The 15,934-nt window shown below is 53.7% G+C and carries 16 protein-coding genes and 1 pseudogene; 12 read left to right on the plus strand and 5 right to left on the minus strand.

What is annotated here, in order from left to right; all coding sequences use genetic code 11:
• Window positions 1-2 precede the first annotated feature (2 nt).
• A complete protein-coding gene (locus tag IPK17_RS35245; protein WP_343422401.1) occupies window positions 3-716 on the minus strand; it encodes a TetR/AcrR family transcriptional regulator in 714 nt (237 codons plus the stop codon).
• A 112-nt stretch (window positions 717-828) separates the two neighbouring features.
• Here IPK17_RS35245 and IPK17_RS35250 point away from each other — a divergent pair, with 112 nt between their 5' ends.
• The 10 genes from IPK17_RS35250 (at window position 829) to IPK17_RS35295 (ending at window position 9,340) form a co-directional block, all read left to right on the plus strand.
• Window positions 829-1,653, plus strand: coding sequence for a hypothetical protein (locus IPK17_RS35250; RefSeq protein WP_343422402.1), 825 nt, complete (start codon window positions 829-831; stop codon window positions 1,651-1,653).
• A 165-nt stretch (window positions 1,654-1,818) separates the two neighbouring features.
• Window positions 1,819-2,643, plus strand: coding sequence for a ParA family protein (locus IPK17_RS35255; protein WP_343422403.1), 825 nt, complete (start codon window positions 1,819-1,821; stop codon window positions 2,641-2,643).
• Window positions 2,643-3,374, plus strand: a complete 732-nt coding sequence (locus IPK17_RS35260; RefSeq protein ID WP_343422404.1) for a hypothetical protein — start codon at window positions 2,643-2,645, stop codon at window positions 3,372-3,374. The genes IPK17_RS35255 and IPK17_RS35260 overlap by 1 nt, the downstream gene beginning before the upstream one ends.
• A gap of 38 nt (window positions 3,375-3,412) precedes the next feature.
• The gene (locus IPK17_RS35265) at window positions 3,413-3,838 is read left to right on the plus strand and encodes a hypothetical protein (protein WP_343422405.1); all 426 of its coding nucleotides are present in this window, start codon (window positions 3,413-3,415) and stop codon (window positions 3,836-3,838) included.
• Window positions 3,839-4,073: 235 nt separating this feature from the next.
• Window positions 4,074-6,167: a toprim domain-containing protein gene (locus IPK17_RS35270; protein ID WP_343422406.1), complete on the plus strand. Its 2,094-nt coding sequence runs from the start codon at window positions 4,074-4,076 to the stop codon at window positions 6,165-6,167.
• 55 nt (window positions 6,168-6,222) lie between these two features.
• Window positions 6,223-6,444 carry a hypothetical protein gene (locus IPK17_RS35275; protein ID WP_343422407.1) on the plus strand — a complete coding sequence of 74 codons (222 nt, stop codon included), beginning with the start codon at window positions 6,223-6,225 and terminating at the stop codon, window positions 6,442-6,444.
• Between the two features lie 484 nt (window positions 6,445-6,928).
• Entirely contained in the window at window positions 6,929-7,156 is a 228-nt protein-coding gene (locus IPK17_RS35280) for an ATP-binding cassette domain-containing protein (RefSeq protein WP_343422408.1), read from the plus strand.
• A 58-nt stretch (window positions 7,157-7,214) separates the two neighbouring features.
• Window positions 7,215-7,949 (plus strand): ABC transporter ATP-binding protein, encoded by a 735-nt coding sequence (locus tag IPK17_RS35285; RefSeq protein WP_343422602.1) that lies wholly within the window; start codon window positions 7,215-7,217, stop codon window positions 7,947-7,949.
• On the plus strand, window positions 7,942-8,973 hold the full coding sequence (locus IPK17_RS35290) for an ABC transporter ATP-binding protein (protein ID WP_343422409.1): 1,032 nt from the start codon (window positions 7,942-7,944) through the stop codon (window positions 8,971-8,973). The genes IPK17_RS35285 and IPK17_RS35290 overlap by 8 nt, the downstream gene beginning before the upstream one ends.
• 4 nt (window positions 8,974-8,977) lie before the next feature.
• The gene (locus IPK17_RS35295) at window positions 8,978-9,340 is read left to right on the plus strand and encodes a hypothetical protein (RefSeq protein WP_343422410.1); all 363 of its coding nucleotides are present in this window, start codon (window positions 8,978-8,980) and stop codon (window positions 9,338-9,340) included.
• A gap of 74 nt (window positions 9,341-9,414) precedes the next feature.
• Here the strand turns inward: IPK17_RS35295 and IPK17_RS35300 are convergent.
• The 4 genes and pseudogenes from IPK17_RS35300 to IPK17_RS35315 form a co-directional block, all read right to left on the minus strand.
• Window positions 9,415-10,528: pseudogene (locus IPK17_RS35300) on the minus strand (ABC transporter permease).
• 1 nt (window position 10,529) lies between these two features.
• Window positions 10,530-11,522, minus strand: a complete 993-nt coding sequence (locus IPK17_RS35305; RefSeq protein ID WP_343422411.1) for an ABC transporter permease — start codon at window positions 11,520-11,522, stop codon at window positions 10,530-10,532.
• A 59-nt stretch (window positions 11,523-11,581) separates the two neighbouring features.
• Window positions 11,582-12,823 carry an ABC transporter substrate-binding protein gene (locus IPK17_RS35310; RefSeq protein WP_343422412.1) on the minus strand — a complete coding sequence of 414 codons (1,242 nt, stop codon included), beginning with the start codon at window positions 12,821-12,823 and terminating at the stop codon, window positions 11,582-11,584.
• Window positions 12,741-13,499 carry an ABC transporter substrate-binding protein gene (locus tag IPK17_RS35315; protein ID WP_343422413.1) on the minus strand — a complete coding sequence of 253 codons (759 nt, stop codon included), beginning with the start codon at window positions 13,497-13,499 and terminating at the stop codon, window positions 12,741-12,743. Before IPK17_RS35315 ends, IPK17_RS35310 begins: the two co-directional genes overlap by 83 nt.
• Before the next feature lie 256 nt (window positions 13,500-13,755).
• On the opposite strand from IPK17_RS35315, the gene IPK17_RS35320 reads away from it, so the two are divergent.
• Both IPK17_RS35320 and IPK17_RS35325 read left to right on the plus strand, forming a co-directional pair.
• On the plus strand, window positions 13,756-15,102 hold the full coding sequence (locus tag IPK17_RS35320; RefSeq protein ID WP_343422414.1) for a hypothetical protein: 1,347 nt from the start codon (window positions 13,756-13,758) through the stop codon (window positions 15,100-15,102).
• A 75-nt stretch (window positions 15,103-15,177) separates the two neighbouring features.
• Complete coding sequence (locus IPK17_RS35325; protein WP_343422415.1) at window positions 15,178-15,921, plus strand: pectate lyase; 744 nt, start codon at window positions 15,178-15,180, stop codon at window positions 15,919-15,921.
• Window positions 15,922-15,934 lie beyond the last annotated feature (13 nt).

Consider the following 15,934-nt stretch of genomic DNA (forward strand, 5'->3'; position numbering starts at 1 on the left):
CCTTAATCTTTTTTCTCAGAGCGAACCGGGAATTCTAGGTACTGCTGATCAGTGGGTTTCGGGTCGACCGTCTCCTTGAGACAGTGCTCCACATACACCATGATCATGTCTTCGAAGACCTGTAGATAGGTGGACAGTGGGACGATCTCGCTGTGCCAGGTCAGTTCACCGCGCATGGCAGTCTTCTGCAAGAACCATGTGACGACACTGACAATCACATTGAAGCGGGCACCCTCTGGATGATCGTTGATGCGCTCATCGATCCCATAGTACTCGCCGGGCAGGACGCGTCTAAGTTTGTCTCGTGTCTGCGGTAACCGACTGTTATCGGTGAAGTTATCGAGATAGAGGCTGTCAAACATACCGATGTAGCGATACGCATCACGGAGCTTATCGAAGTTCTGAATCATTTTCCGGGTCAGAGCTCGGGCAGACTCCAAAGATAGAGTTGGCTCAATCACATTGACAATAATTGTAGAAGTGACCCGCTCCGTCATCCGTCCATGAATTTCAAACGCAATCGCATCGATATCCGGAAAGTAGCGATAGAGGGTCATCTTCGTGATGCCCGCTTCCGCAGCAATGTCGATCATCCGTACCTTGTCGATCCCCTGCTGGAGAAAGAGCTGTTCGGCAGCCGCCAGAATCCGTTCGCGTTGTTCTTCGAGTTGATGTTTGCCCGTTTGCCGACTAAGTTCGGTTTTGGATGGTTTCATTGAATCTCCATGTGACTTGACGTAACACGGTTTCAATCAAATGTTACTTCAAGTCACATAGGATTGTCAATGGGTTAGGAGATGGCTGGGCGGTAAGCAAGGAAACTCACTCATGATAACCAGTTTCCCGCCGTCGCAGTGGCTGCGGCGGATTTCAGCCCTTCAGGTTCACTGGCGTTCGCATCGAGTCGCAGCAGCCGGTGGCGTGAGTTTTCTGTGTTCCGAAATCGACAAGCGTGTCAGCAAAGAGTTGCAGCGTATTCAGGTTGATCCCGATTTGTTACCATTGATTCGGGCTGCATACACTTCTGATTTGAATACGAAGATCGGTGGCGCACGCCCTGATGAACGTGCCCGCCTCGAAGCGGTCTTGAAAGCGACGGACGAAGAGGAGAACCGGACTGCGCGTCTCTATGCAGCGGGCAAGATCAGTGAAGAGATTTGGGATACGTTGTGGGCCGAGTGGCAAGACCGGCGCAATCAGGTGCGGCGCACCCTTGAAACCCTAACGGTTAGTCAGCAGGTGCACATTGACAACTTGGAAATGGCGCTGCAAATTATCGCTCGGATTGGAACGCTGTATAATGGCTTGGAGCGTAAGGATCAGAAAGAACTCTTGCGCCAAGTCGTAAGTCGGGTCGTTGTGAATGATGCCGGAAATGTATCACTGGAATTGAGAACACCGTTTGCTTATCTGCGCGATCTGACCCAAGAAATACGGACGGTCAAGAAGCAAAGCAAGCGGGGAAAAGCGGAAAAGAAAACCGACGGTATCACTACCGTCGGTTCTTCTGGAGCATGTTCGAATCAGCTCCAATCGTGCGGGAAAGACAGGAACTTATCCGAACCTTCTAGCGGCCTAAATCGGTCGATTTTCCTCCAACGTATCGAGTCTCCATACCACGCACAACTCGTGCGCCTCTCAACCCTAGAGTAACTCGGCTTGAGCGGTGAGTGGGAGAGGGAAGCCTCCTCCCCCAGTCACCTTGAAGCTCGCTGCCCGTGCCAGCAAGACTTCCGGACACCACTGTACCACAGCTCCGCGAGGTCTTTGCTCGCCACAGCGAATTTGACGATTTGCAGGGTGTAGAGAGGACAGGGAATGACTCGCAGTTTCGTATTCACCAATCACAAGGGTGGCGTCGGCAAAAGCACGTCTGCCACCAACATCGCACTCGGCATCACGCAGGTGCTGAAGCGCGCCAACGCGGGCAACTGCCGCGTGCTGCTGATTGATACCGATTCACAGGGGCATGCATCGCTGGTTACGACCGGTCGCAAAGACTACGGCGCGGACGACAGCCTGTACACCGTCCTGATGGCGGATCGCCAAAGTGCACCGCAGACGCTCATGAACTGCATCGTCCAAAGTCAGTGGGATGAGGACCTGCATGTCCTCCCCGCCTCGCCGATGCTCGAAGGTGCAGAGCGGGAGCTAATGGGTGTGGCCGGCGCGCCGTACCGCCTTGCCGATCCGTTGAGCAAGATTGCTGGACAGTATGCCGCGGTCGTCATCGACACCCGCCCATCCTTTTCACTGCTGACGGAAATGGGGTTGCTGGCGGCGACGGACGCGATTGTGCCGGTCGAACCGCGCTATCTGGAAACGGTCGGTCTGACCAGCGTCATTCAGAAGATCAACGACATCCGCGACGGGTGGCGGCATCCCACCTTGCGGGTGAACGGTCTGCTCGTCACGAAAATGGATACTCGTGTGCGCGGTCACAATCACTTGCTATCGGAGATCAACGCGCATCCCGTGCTCGGCAAGCTAGTGCTCGGCGTGATCCCGGTGAACGAAGCGGTCTCGTACGCTCATCATAACCACCAGAGTCTCTTCACCTACAATCCTCGTTCCTCAGCGAGCAAAGCTTACATTCAGGTCGTCGGTTCTCTGGTGCGGTACATGACCAAGGTGGGTGCGTGATGGCGAAGGGGAATACTAACCGGATCGATGAGCTGCTGGCCTCGGTAACCACCGACTTGATGGGGGATGGTCAGGCGACATTGCAGGACAACAGCATCCGTGTCGAGCGCCTACTGCTGGAGATGGTACGACCGGATCCGGTGCAACCGCGTCGTGTTCTGCCAGAACCCATCCATCTGCGTTTCCACAACAACCATGTCACGCCGACGCAGGCGCTGCGCGAGTTGGTGCAGATCGTGCAGATCGCGGCAAGGCAGCGGGGCCGACCGTTCAACAGCGTGCTCGAACTGCTGCCAAAAGCTGACGATGAACACGAAGAGGAAACCGCGGTTAATCTGTCGCCCGAAGAACAACTGCTGCACGATTTGGTCAATCTGGCCGTGACCATCCGCGATGATGGTCAGGTCAACCCGCTTACAGTCGTTGATGTCTCGCAGGGAGTTACGCGTCTGTTTCGCATCGAGACGGGCGAACGCCGCTACTGGGCAACATGGTTACTCCGCGACTTTATCTCCAACTACACCGGCGATGGCATGATTCCCTGCATCATCATTCCCGAACGGCAGTCATCCGTCTTCCGGCAGGCGAAAGAGAACACAGCACGTTCAGGTTTGACGGCAGTGGCACTGGCACGACAAGCGGCGCTCCTGCTCCTGACCGTGCATGGATACGAAATCCCGGCCTACGCGGTGGGGAATGACTTCTATCGTCAGGCACCACTCTCGATCTGAAGAGTAAACGCGAGTTCACCGACGCGATTTTGAGTGCGATGGGAGGGATCAACAAGGCGCAGTTTAGCTTAATCAAATCCTTGTTGCGTCTGTCGGATGAAGCACTCGAACTGGCAGATCGTCACAGCGTTGAGGAAGGCAAACTTCGGCATGTTGTGCCGGTTGCGCCGGAATACCACGGGAGATTGTTCGTCAGGATCATCGACTTCAATCTGAGCAGCAAACAGGTGAAAGAGCTGTGCGAGGGCGATATGACTTCAGACGATGAAGTCGACCCGCTAGAGAAATTGCCCCCGTCCGCCGTCAAGATGGCGAAAATCACACAGACGATCAGTGCAACCACACCTCAAGATTTGGCACGTGCTCTGATCCGTCAGGAAGGCGATCCCGGGATTGCAAAAGCACGGTTACAAGCACTCAAACGTCTTCTAATTGAAGCAGAACACTACTTCGAGGCTGAATGAAATGTTTGCACGTGCAAACATTTTCGGAGATTGCTGATGAATTTTATGAGTCGCGCACCGCCCTAGAAAAGAAAAAGCCCACTGCGAGACGGCGCGTGGGCGACAGACTGTGATATACGTGTGACCTAGACACTCACACTGTATCACAGCCTGTCCCCCTGTGCAACTGAAGAGCCCTTTTCAACTGTGTTTTTTGACACGAGTTCACTTCAACTTTGCCTGGAGACAGAGAACCATGAGTATTGATCTGGAACAGATTCGCTCCGCTAATCCCATCGAACAACTGATTGGTGAGAAGTTCGCGCTCAAGCGTCAGGGAACCCGGTTGGTCGGCGTGGAACACGACAGCCTCGTGGTCACCCCGCAGACTGGTTTGTACTTTTGGAACTCGCGCAGCGAGCATGGGGACGTGTTCGATTTCGTGGGACGCCATCACTTGGGCTATGACAACCACTGGAATAACCGCGACGCGGCCATGTTTATGGAAACAGTGCGCCATCTGGCCCAGCGGGCTGGAATCCGCATCGAGGAGAGTGGCGACTTTCGTCAGTCAGCGAGTTGGGCGGAACGGCAGCTCGTGCAACGGTTGCACGAGACGCTGCTGAACACACCGACCGCCCTCGACTATGTGACGAAGACGCGCAGTTGGCAGGTCGCGACCGTGCGGAATGCGCGGCTCGGCTTCATGCCGTCGGACAAACGGAGGCTGCTCGCTGACCTGAACCTGCCCGACAAGTGGCGCAGTGTGATCGCCAAGTTTCCTGCTGGGATGCTGGTCTACGTCCATCTGGAACGGGGGCGTTTGGGGTATCTGAGCGGACGGTCCATCAGCGGGAAACAGCACTACAACCCGCCGCGGGAGCTGATCGGCGAGCGCCGTCCGTATGGCAATCACCTATACACGCTAGACATGGACCAGCTCGTGTTAGTCGAAGGGCAAGCGGATGCCATCACGTTTAGCGAGTGGGGTTATCCGGCGCTGGCGGTGGCGGGGATGCACGTCTCAGACGATCTGTTGACTGCACTACGCAAACATCGCCGCGTCTTCGTCGCGCTCGATAACACGCCGGATGCTAATCAGAAGAATCAGGAGCTGGCGCAGCAGCTAGGCAAGATCGCGCTGATTCCGCGACTGCCCACTGGTGTAAAGGACACCAACGACTGGTTGATCCAGGGTGGCAATCAAGAGGAGGTGCAGGCGGTGCTCAACAAAGCCAAGACGTGGCTGCAAACCGAGATCGAGCGGGTCGCTTTGCTCGATGGTCTGGAAAAGAAAGATGCGATCCGGACGTTATTCATCCATGCCGTTGATCTGGATGAAATGGAGTTGAGCGAGTTCCGCGCTGCTCTGGCGAAACAGGGCGTGAAAGGTCGCGCCTTCAACGATCTGTTGCGGGCCGCACGCAAGCAGCAGGATGATGAGGAAGATGACGAGATGCCGCAGATTCTCGGCGACGATATTCCGCTGCTCTCACCTGCACTCGGCTTTCAGCGGGATGTCGCCATTGTGACCATCTCGGTGGTCGAGCGTACGAAGGACAAGAAACTCAACACGCAGCCGTATCTGGTGACATCCTCCCGTGAACTGGTGAGGCTGAGCGATGCGCAGATCATCAAGCTGGATGGGCACGAGGTCGCGCTGCGCGTCATGCCAGAAGGCTCAGAGTTCCTGATGCGTTGGCGGTTTAGCGATATCCAAAAGTTTCTCAACGGGGAGACCGTTGATGCCGGTCAGGTCTTTCGCGATGTGCATGATCTTTTCACTCGCTACGTCGATTTCCGTTCCCCGGTCGAAAGTGCGATTCTGACCCTCTGGACGATTGGGACGTACTTCTACACGATGTTTCCCGCCTATCCCTATCTCGCGTTGAACGGACCCAAGAACAGCGGTAAGTCCACCGTGATGCGCGTGCTCCAGCCGCTCGCCTTCAACATGGTGACGACCTCCGATCCAACCGGCCCTTCGATGTTCCGGCTGATCCACTATACGAGCTGTACGGTTGGGATTGATGAAGCGGAGCGGTATCACAATCCGAAAGACCCCGGCATGCAGCAGATCCGCCAGCTGCTCAACAGCGGCTACAAGCAGGGCATGCCGGCGATTCGCCTCATTGGTGAGGAGATGAAACCACAAGCGTTCGACGTGTACTCGCCCGAAATTCTGGCGGCCATTGCTGGGTTGGAGGACATTCTCGCTTCACGCTGCATTGCGATCCCGATGCGCCGGACAGACAAGAAAATGCCGTCCTTTCCGCCCAACTTCGACGGAGCCGGGCTGCGGCATCAACTCTACACGCTGGCACTGAAGCGAAGGCAAGGCACTCAGTGATCGCGAAGAAGCGGTACTGCAAGCGCTCGAACTTTTGACCCGCGGACGTACCCAATTGACGTGGATTAAAGCCAATGACTTGCGCGAACGGGTCGCCCGGTTGCTTGGTCAAACGTCGGATCGGATGGGGGATGGTCAGTGGATCGGCCATATCATCAAGCGACTGCACTTGGCAGATGAGGGGCGACGCAAACGAGCGAACGATGGGATCACCTATGCGATCCAGCCAGAAGAAGTTCTCGACATGATGCGGCGTTACGATGTTCTACCAGTGTAGTGCTATATAAGGAAGCGAAGAAACCGTTCATACCCTTCACACCCTTCACTTCTTCCCTCAGGATCCGTGAACGGTGTGAACGGTTTTCGGAGGTTGGACGTACTCCAATCTACTGTTTCCACTAGTGCGAATCATGCTGATCCTATCCGGGTTCCATGATCACTGTCGCTGTGACATAACCAGATTTCTCCCACGAACTACATTTTTCTGCTACTAGGAGATTTCCACTACCAAGGACGAGTCATGCTCTTAGGTCTAGTTCCTTCCAGAAAAACCACCGCACTACAGTTCATCAGTGATCTTTCGCTCCCTGCAGTAAGAATGTTTGACACCGAGTCTCGCTTAGGATAAATTCAGATACGTACTCGTTGTAAAGATACTATTAAGTGATAGTACCACGACTCGACACATCAATAATTTGTCCGGGATTTGTCGCGAGGTAGATCAAGAGGATACACAGCCAAATATCTGGAGAACAAAACACATGGTGGAAGACAACCGTGTACTTGAGGTCAATGGTCTGCAAACCTACTTCCAGCTTGACGAGGGATTACTTAAAGCGGTTGACGGTGTTGACCTCACGATCCGTGAAAAGACGACAGTTGGCATCATCGGCGAGAGTGGTTGTGGAAAAAGCGTAACTGCTCAATCAATTCTGCGGTGTTCCGCCTCGGGCAGGATCGGAGGCGGCCAGATCAGGCCTCTATCGTAAAGGGCAACCGCCAATTGATCTGACAAAGCTGGATGCCAATGGGGCAGATATCCGGTCAATACGCGGCAAGGAAATTTCGATGGTCTTCCAGGAGCCGATGACTAGTTTCTCCCCTGTCCACACCGTCGGCGAGCAAATTATGGAAGTCGTTTTGCTTCACACGACCACGAACAAACGCGAGGCGAAGGAGATCGTGCTCGACATGATTGATCAGGTCGGCATCTCCAACCCCTCACAGCGTTTTCGCGAGTACCCCCACCAGCTTTCCGGGGGCATGCGCCAGAGAGCGATGATAGCGATGGCGCTCTCCTGCCATCCCCGTCTGCTGATTGCTGATGAACCGACGACTGCCCTTGATGTAACGGTTCAAGCTCAGATACTGGAATTGATGCGGGAGTTACAGGAGCAATTCGGCATGGCGATTGTGTACATTACGCATAACTTGGGCGTAATTGCCGAAGTTGCGGATGAAGTAAACGTAATGTACCTCGGTCGAGTTGTTGAACGTGCCAAAACTGTAGACTTGTTCAAGAATCCCCTGCATCCCTATACCAATCGCTTGTTGAAATCAATCCCGCAGGTGGGGCGCAAAGCGCATACCCGCCTCGATGCGATCAAGGGTAATGTACCTTTTCCGCTCGATCCCCCCTTCGAATGTGGCTTTTATTCACGGTGTAACGAGGCAATTGCTGGTCGCTGCAACTTGGCAGTCCCGTCCTTGGTCGATATGGGAAATGACCACTACGTCCGCTGCTTTTTGCATTCTCAGGAGCAGGAGGCGGTTCATGTCTGAATTAATCGATTTGAATACTCGAACAAAATTACTGGAAGTCAAAAGTCTAAAAAAGTATTTCCCAATCGAAAAAGGTTTTCTCCGAAGACTGGTAGGGCATGTCAAAGCAGTCGATGATGTGAGCTTCTACATTCGTGAAGGTGAAACGCTGGGGCTCGTTGGGGAGTCGGGCTGCGGCAAGACCACGCTGGGGCGGTGTATCGTGCGCGCGCTGCATTCCGATGCCGGTGAAATCTTGCTTAAGCTGCCTGATGAACACATCGTTGATCTGGCAAAACTCAGTGAGAACGAACTACGTGGTGTCCGCCGACATATCCATATGATTTTTCAAGATCCGTATGCGTCACTTAATCCCCGTATGACCGTGCGCGACATCATTGCCGAACCGCTGCAAAATAACGGACTTGCAGAAGGTGAGGAACTCAATGAAAAAGTCCGGGAACTAATGCGCGTCGTTGGACTCAATATCCAGCACATGAAACGTTATCCTCATGCCTTCTCCGGCGGTCAGCGCCAGCGCATTGGGATTGCCCGCTCTCTGGCACCTAATCCGCGTCTTATTGTGTGTGACGAGGCTGTCTCTGCCCTTGACGTTTCCATTCAGGCTCAAATCCTTAATCTGCTTCAGGATCTTCAGGAACAATTTCATCTGACCTACCTGTTCATCGCCCATGATTTGTCCGTCGTCGAACACATTTCGGACCGGGTCGGCGTGATGTACGTGGGAAAGCTGGTGGAGTTGGCCGAAACAGAAGACCTGTTTCTAGCGCCGAAGCATCCCTACACCGAGGCTTTGTTATCAGCGGTGCCGAAAACCGATTCGCAAAAGAAATCGGATCGGATCATCTTGACAGGCGAAATCGCAGATCCCGCTAGCCCGCCGTCCGGATGTTATTTTCATCCTCGGTGTAAATATGCGCGAGACCTGTGCCGCCGAGAAGCACCGGCTTGGCAAGAAGTAACGCCCGGGCATTTCGTAGCCTGTCACTTCGCTGATGAACTGGCGCTCAAGGGGGCAGAGTGAAATCATGCTGCCGATACTACTGCTGTTGGCTTTATTTGTCGTGGGCGCTGCCCTGATCATCAAATTCACTACGCAGTTTGCGGAACGGCTAACCAGCAGGTTGGTTACCAATCATTTTCGCGCGGCTGAGTATATTCTGGAACATCATCAAGCGCCGAATACATGGATGCGTCCAACTAAAGCGCCCGATAAGCCTCAGCTTCTGAGTCAGATGGACAAGCTCATTACCTACTTTGAAGCGTGTCCCCTGTTTGAGGATGGGACTTCGCGGACCCTCTTGCTCACGGAACTTCGTGCAGAACGCGAAGGCTGGAAGGAAAAACCTTTGGAACTCCTGATCTCGAAGGCAATGCAACCGCAACCTTGATATGGAGACTTGGATTCTGGCCAAGTAATCAACTGCTGCTCATTTGAGCAGCAAGTCGATCGCTGGATGCATACTCATTGTTTGTACGGGTCAGCGGCATCACGGAGCCCGTCGCCAAACAGGTTAAAGCACAGGACAAAGAAATGACAAAGAGCCCGGGAATGAGCAGCCAGGGGTAGAGTGCCAGCGATTGCGAGTTCATCGCGTCCTGCAAGAGCACCCCCCAACTCACGACTGGCGGCCGTAAGCCCAGCCCGAGGAAACTGAGGGCCGTCTCGCCAAGGATCATCCCCGGAATCGCTAGTGTGACGGAGACAATCAGGTAGCTGGCAAAATTGGGGATGAGATGGCGCATAAGAATCCTCGACTCCTGTGCATTCGAGATGCGGGCAGCCACCACATAGTCTTCTTCACGCAGACTGATGATCTTCCCCCGCACGATGCGCGCGAGTCCTGTCCACCCGATAATCGAAAGGACAACCGTGACGGCGAAATAGACAGCAAGCGGGTCCCATGTGAGTGGTACAGCCGCGCTCAACGCCATCCACAGCGGGATCGTGGGCAGGGCAGAGAGAAACTCAATGACTCTCTGTATAAGTGTGTCGATGGCACCCCGAAATAGCCAGAAATGCCGCCAATGATGGTGCCGAGCACAAAGCTCATGCTGACACCGACGAGGCCGATGGTCAGGCTGATGCGCGATGCCATCACAATGCGCGAAAATAAGTCACGCCCGAGTCGGTCAGCGCCAAAGATATAAAACGGACCTTCTTGAGTGCCAAAAAGATGCAAATCAGTGGGGATGATTCCCAAGAGCATATAAGGCTCGCCGTGCGTGAAAAAATAGATTGGGTGCGGGGTCTCTGTATCTTCTACAAAGGTTTTTCGGAGCGTTTCCGGGTCACGCTCGGTAATTAGATCATATACAAACGGACGCAGGTGAAACACGCCCTGTGCGTCGATAAAGTGAATCCTTTGCGGTGGCGCAAAGGCGTGGGCGGAGCTGTAGGCTTGGATATCTTGGGTGGTAAAAAACTCGGCAAAGAAGGCGACAAAGTAAAACATACCCAGAAAGCAAGCCGACACAACTGCTAGTCGATGCCGTTTGAGCTTACGCCACATGAGTTGCCATTGGTTAGCGGCATAATACCGTTCAGCCGCCTTGCTCAATTGCGGGGTCGTTTCCATGTCAAGTCTTTCCCTCGTAACGGATGCGCGGATCGGCAATGACGAGCAGCATGTCGGAGGCCAACGTGCCCATCACTGTGAGCGCACTCAGTACCATCACAATGCTGCCAGCGAGGAACATATCTTGGTTCAGCAGCGCTCCATAGAGCAGCGAACCCGTCGTCGGCAGACCAAGAACGATGCTTGTAATAGTTTCGCCAGAAACAATGTAGACGAATACGCCGCCCAAGCCACTAATGACCGGGTTTAGCGCGACACGTACCGGGTATTTGAAGATGAGCCGGCTTTCGCTGAGTCCCTTCGAACGAGCGGTGATTACATACTGTTTGCGCAGTTCGTCGAGCAGCATGGCGCGCATAACGCGGATTAATCCCGCCGCTCCTGCACTGCCAATGACGAAGATCGGGATGGGCAGGTGGGCGAGCAGATCAAGGAGTTTCGGAATGCCCCAAGGCGCGTCGACGTACTCCCGCGAGAATAGCCCGAGCAGGTTGACGTTGAATACCGTAAAACCCAGATAGAGAAGAATCAATGCCAGCAAAAAGTTGGGCGTCGCGAGTCCAATGAACCCGATGACGCTGACGACATAATCCCCGACCGAATATTGATGGGTCGCTGAGTAAATGCCAATCAGTATCCCGACGGTATAGGTTACCGCCAGAGTCGCAAGCGAAATGATAATGGTGGCTGGGAGACGTTCGAGGATAAGCGGGAGTACCGGCTGCCGCCACTGAAACGACATGCCAAGATCACCTTGTATGAAATTACGGATCCATTTCACATACTGTTCAATGAACGTCTGATCTAATCCATAACGTTCTCGCAGTCCTTCAATTTCCGCGGTCGTGAGTTGATTATTATTCAGAGCCAGGCTGGCGATAACCGTGTCCAGATAATCCCCTTTGGGAAGCTGGATTATGGCGAATGTGGTAAATGACAGGAGTACCAGCGTGATCGCCATGTACAACAGTCTGCGGGCAATATAAGACAACATGGTGAATTATGCAGGGTACTGAGGTGTGCTTAACACACCCCAGTACCGCAGCCTCGAGTCTACGACTCCTGCCAGAACCATTGGTAGGCGCGATGCCCACCGATTCGATCCCAAATCCAGATGTCGCCGAAGGACGGATCGGTATTCATCAGACCATTTTTGATGATGGCAGGTGCGAGAGCATAGCCAACGACGCCAATGGTCACGATGTTTTCAGCCTGATATTCGAGCAGCGTGGTGGCTTCTTCGAGCACCTGTTCCATGGGCACATTGGCTCGATGGTTCTGCAATTCAAACATCTGCTTCCACTCTTCAGGTGGCTCGACACCTGCCGTACCACCGGAGTTATTCCACTCTTGCCAGCGGCGCACGCTGGCGAAGTTGTTCCACACGTCGCTGCCGTTCATGGCCAGATTGAGGTCGCCACCCAATTCGTAAAGGAACGAGGTGATCTGGTACGAGGCGTCGACGAGCTGGTTGACGACGAGCCCGATATCCTGAATTTGCAGATTGATATCAAGTCCGACATCCTGCCAGTAGCGGGCAATCAGTTCACTGGCTTGAACGTTGGGTGCAAGCTGCTGCGGGACCTGGAAGACCAGTTCCAGCGGTGAACCATCTGGACGAGTGCGGATTCCGTCCGCCCCGCGCACTAGCCCGAGTTCGTCCAACAGCGCATTGGCGGCGTCGGGATCATACTGAGCGTAAGCCTGCGCCCATTCTTCTCTGTAAACGCTCGAATCCCGGTTCACAGTGAGTTGTACAGGTTCGGCTGTGCCCAAGAAGACCAGTTCGTTGATCTCGTCACGGTTGAGTGCCAGTGACAATGCCTGACGGAAGCTCGCCTCCCGGAACAGATCAGCCAGAACGGGATCTTCAGCGTCGTGCGGCGTGTAGGTGAGATTGATGTGAATGTCGATGGCTGCCGGCATTTCCGGGTTCAGCAGATAGGCGGTGTAGTTGCCGACCGCTTCGTTCTCTTGAAGCACGGGATAGTCCGCTGGTGACAACGCGCTTACGCGGAAATCCACGTCACCGGCAATGATCGACAGTACGCGCTCTTCATTGCTGGCGCGGTAGGTTGCCCGCACCGTATCGATATAGGGAAGCTGGTTACCTTCGGAGTCCACACGGTAGTAGTAGGGATTCCGCTCCAGTCGAATGCCGTCGGTGGTTACCTCTGCCGGAACCCATGGTCCCATGCCGGGCACTTCTGGATCATGCGCCGTTCGACACCAGCTTGGTTTGCAGGAGTTCATACGAGTGTTCAAAGCCAGCTTCCTGAGCCAGCGCATCTGCATCCGGATTGTAGGCGATGTGGTACCTAGACAGCACGTGCTTGGCTTGGAAGCAGCATTGCTGGCTCCCGTACCAGTCCCCCCAGTGCGTAAAGTAATAGGGGGCTACGTAATAGGGGACGCTAAAACGGTAGATGATCGTGAGGTCGTCGACTTTTTCGACCTGCATTGGCTCACCGCCGGGTTGAAAGAAGGGCGGCGGTCCGCCGGGCGTGACTTCCGCATTCATGTAGATATCTTCCCACATGAACACCAGATCATCGGTGGTGAACGGTGCACCATCTGACCATTTCAGACCTTCACGCAGTGTCAGACTGAATTCCATACCATCGTCCGACAAGGCCCAACTCTCTGCCAGACCGGGAAGGAGTTGATCACCGGTAGCATGATCCCGTTCAATCAAGAATGCGCGGATAATATTAGACGCATCGCCCCACGACGTTGGAACATCGGCCAGCAGCTGGAGTGTGCCGCCGTACGTCCCGACCTGATCAATCGGCGTTACAACATCGGGATTGACCGGCAGACGCTCCGCAACGGGCGGGAGCTCGCCAGCCGCAACCCGTTCCGCGAGAATCGGAGCTTCGTTGTAAGTTGTTTCCTGGGCATAGCTAAAGCTGGTAAAACTGAGGGTGAGGATGGCAAGCACAACGAGAACAATGAACTTATGTTTATTCATAGTATTTCCTCAAATGCATTTAAGAGACTAGTCAAAATCTCCAACAACGAGAAAAGCGCGATTTACCTCCTTGCCTCAATACTCATTGATAAAGTATTGCAAGTGTGATTCTTGACAAATCACACAGGTCACGTTAAGTTCAAATTATTGATTTTTCAACAATACCATTCCATAAATTTTGCGTCAAGTAGTTTGGAATTATGTCAAACTACACATGGCGATATCGCACATTTATTAAACTGAATCGGGTATTATTATGGAAAATAAGCTTGTTTTTGAGCCGATAGATGCTGGATTTGTGCTGCATAATGGCATCGTAAAGTTGAGACTGCTGCGCGTAAATGGTGCGTATACGCAGGAGTATTGCGCGCGTACAGCGGAAGGATGGCGACTGATCTGCGCGGCTGAAAGAAGCACTGAGCGGATCGACGACGCAAGCATGTTTCGCGATCTGGTAATTGGCCGTGAACGAGATGGAGAACAGGCTGCGCAGTTTACCGATGTTCAAGTAGCGCGCGAACATCCCACCAAGATAACGCTTAAACTAACCGCTCAGATCGAACAACACCATATTGCTCTCTACATCACCCTCGAAGCTGGAAAGAATCACTTTCACTGCCTCATCGAAGATGATATTCACGAAAAATCTCTGGTGGAATACCTGAGTGCGCCGTTGATCTATTTGCCGGGTGGTGCAACGGTACCCGCTAACGATCTTGATATTATCTGGGTACCGCATCAGCGACCGCTCGACGAGCATGTCATCGGGGATCACAGCTTTCGCTCACCTGCGGTCATTCTCCAGAAGGAGAACGACCTTGCCATTATGGTTCCGGACGTAGAGATCCTCAGCCGAAACCGCGTCTTCCGAACCGCCGTAGATTTTGAAGTCCATGGCCGCCTCCTTCCAACGCCCACTTTTGCTTATGGCTTTAAAGACTGGGTTCCTGATCGCCATGTTTATTTTAGCCATATGCTCGGCGAGGGGGTTCCGATCCCTTCCGACGGAGGTTTCCGCAGCTCGACCAGCCGGTCGTACCTTCTCGAAAACACCTGTCTCCGGTTCGGGTATTATCTGTACCTAAGTGCGCAAGCTGAGCCGATGACGGGACGCCGAACTGCGCTTAACTTCCTCTGGGAGACCTTTGCTCGGCCGTATATGGAGTCTCAATGGCCACAGGTGATCCCCTTTGAGGATTACATCCGCTATATGTTTGGATGGGCGAACCGCCATGAAGATACTATCTGGCAGAAACTCACGCTTAACGGTGAAACGTGCGGCGCGGCTCTCCGGGTGGTCACTACGAAAGGGGAGCGTGTCAATTTCCCCGCTGTATCATGGCTGGTTCAAAGGCTGGCATGGGATGTTTTTGCGCAATACAGTCTGGGACTCGAATATTCGCTCTGCGTTCGCCTACCATTATTACGGTACCAAGTGGAACACGCCGCATTTAGTCGAAAAAGCCAGTCTGGCCAGAAAATTCGCGCTGGCTGCGCCTCAAAGAAAGGGCCTTTTCCCGACGGTCTTTGTTCCCGGCGAGAAAGCGCGTTGGAATTCGTTCTCTCATCTCGATTACGACATCGGGCGGTGGGAATACAGTGATGCGCGCCGCCCGGATGGGCATGAAGATTATTACCACACTACCGACGCATCCTATACCGGAACTTGGCTGCTTCGGTGGTACGAGAATATCGAAAAACTCCCGAAATCATCGACTACTGTACCAGCTACGCCGTGTTTCTTCTGGAACATCAGCGGGCTTCGGGGGCAATTCCCGCGTGGGTGCGTACGGGCACGCTGGAACCATCCGATATTCTCAAAGATAGCGCAGAGACTTCCGCATCTGTCCATTTTCTAGCGGAGCTTTACCAGCTAACTGGCGATCAGCGCTTTTTGGCAGCCGCCGTTAAAGCGGCGGAATTCATTATTGCGGAGACGCTCACGACGGGCAAATGGGAAGACTACGAAACCTATTTTTCCTGCGCGACGTTGTGGGACGGCAAACGATTGGGCGAAAAAGATCCACATACGGGCATGTATCCAGCCAATACCCTCTGCATTCAATGGGCTGCGGATGGTTTTTACAGCCTGTATCAGGCAACGGGGGAGCGACGATTTCTCGAAGCAGGTCTCTCGGCACTTGATCAGCTTTGTCTCTACCAGCAAGTCTGGAATGCCAGCTTTCTCACGGTACCCACGTTCGGAGGCTTTTGCTCACAAAACACCGATGGCGAGTGGTCCGACCTTCGAACCGGCCTCTTTGCGCTGACACTGCTTAATTACTATTCCGTCACCGGAAACCCGGAATATTTTGAGCGTGCCATTGCTGCGCAACGCTCGTGCTTCGTTTTGCTGTACATCCCCGAAAACAATATCACCTATAACTACATGCGCAGGATGGAAACCCGCTCTGACCGTTGATGAGTACGGCGTC

Source organism: Candidatus Flexifilum breve (genome assembly GCF_016713355.1).

Excerpts from the sequence above, each read along its gene's own strand:
- IPK17_RS35245 (WP_343422401.1), bottom strand. The coding sequence starts at position 716 with ATGAAACCATCCAAAACCGAACTTAGTCGGCAAACGGGCAAACATCAA.
- IPK17_RS35250 (WP_343422402.1), top strand. The coding sequence starts at position 829 with ATGATAACCAGTTTCCCGCCGTCGCAGTGGCTGCGGCGGATTTCAGCC.
- IPK17_RS35255 (WP_343422403.1), top strand. The coding sequence starts at position 1,819 with ATGACTCGCAGTTTCGTATTCACCAATCACAAGGGTGGCGTCGGCAAA.
- IPK17_RS35260 (WP_343422404.1), top strand. The coding sequence starts at position 2,643 with ATGGCGAAGGGGAATACTAACCGGATCGATGAGCTGCTGGCCTCGGTA.
- IPK17_RS35265 (WP_343422405.1), top strand. The coding sequence starts at position 3,413 with ATGGGAGGGATCAACAAGGCGCAGTTTAGCTTAATCAAATCCTTGTTG.
- IPK17_RS35270 (WP_343422406.1), top strand. The coding sequence starts at position 4,074 with ATGAGTATTGATCTGGAACAGATTCGCTCCGCTAATCCCATCGAACAA.
- IPK17_RS35280 (WP_343422408.1), top strand. The coding sequence starts at position 6,929 with ATGGTGGAAGACAACCGTGTACTTGAGGTCAATGGTCTGCAAACCTAC.
- IPK17_RS35290 (WP_343422409.1), top strand. The coding sequence starts at position 7,942 with ATGTCTGAATTAATCGATTTGAATACTCGAACAAAATTACTGGAAGTC.
- IPK17_RS35295 (WP_343422410.1), top strand. The coding sequence starts at position 8,978 with ATGCTGCCGATACTACTGCTGTTGGCTTTATTTGTCGTGGGCGCTGCC.
- IPK17_RS35305 (WP_343422411.1), bottom strand. The coding sequence starts at position 11,522 with ATGTTGTCTTATATTGCCCGCAGACTGTTGTACATGGCGATCACGCTG.
- IPK17_RS35310 (WP_343422412.1), bottom strand. The coding sequence starts at position 12,823 with ATGCAGATGCGCTGGCTCAGGAAGCTGGCTTTGAACACTCGTATGAAC.
- IPK17_RS35315 (WP_343422413.1), bottom strand. The coding sequence starts at position 13,499 with ATGAATAAACATAAGTTCATTGTTCTCGTTGTGCTTGCCATCCTCACC.
- IPK17_RS35320 (WP_343422414.1), top strand. The coding sequence starts at position 13,756 with ATGGAAAATAAGCTTGTTTTTGAGCCGATAGATGCTGGATTTGTGCTG.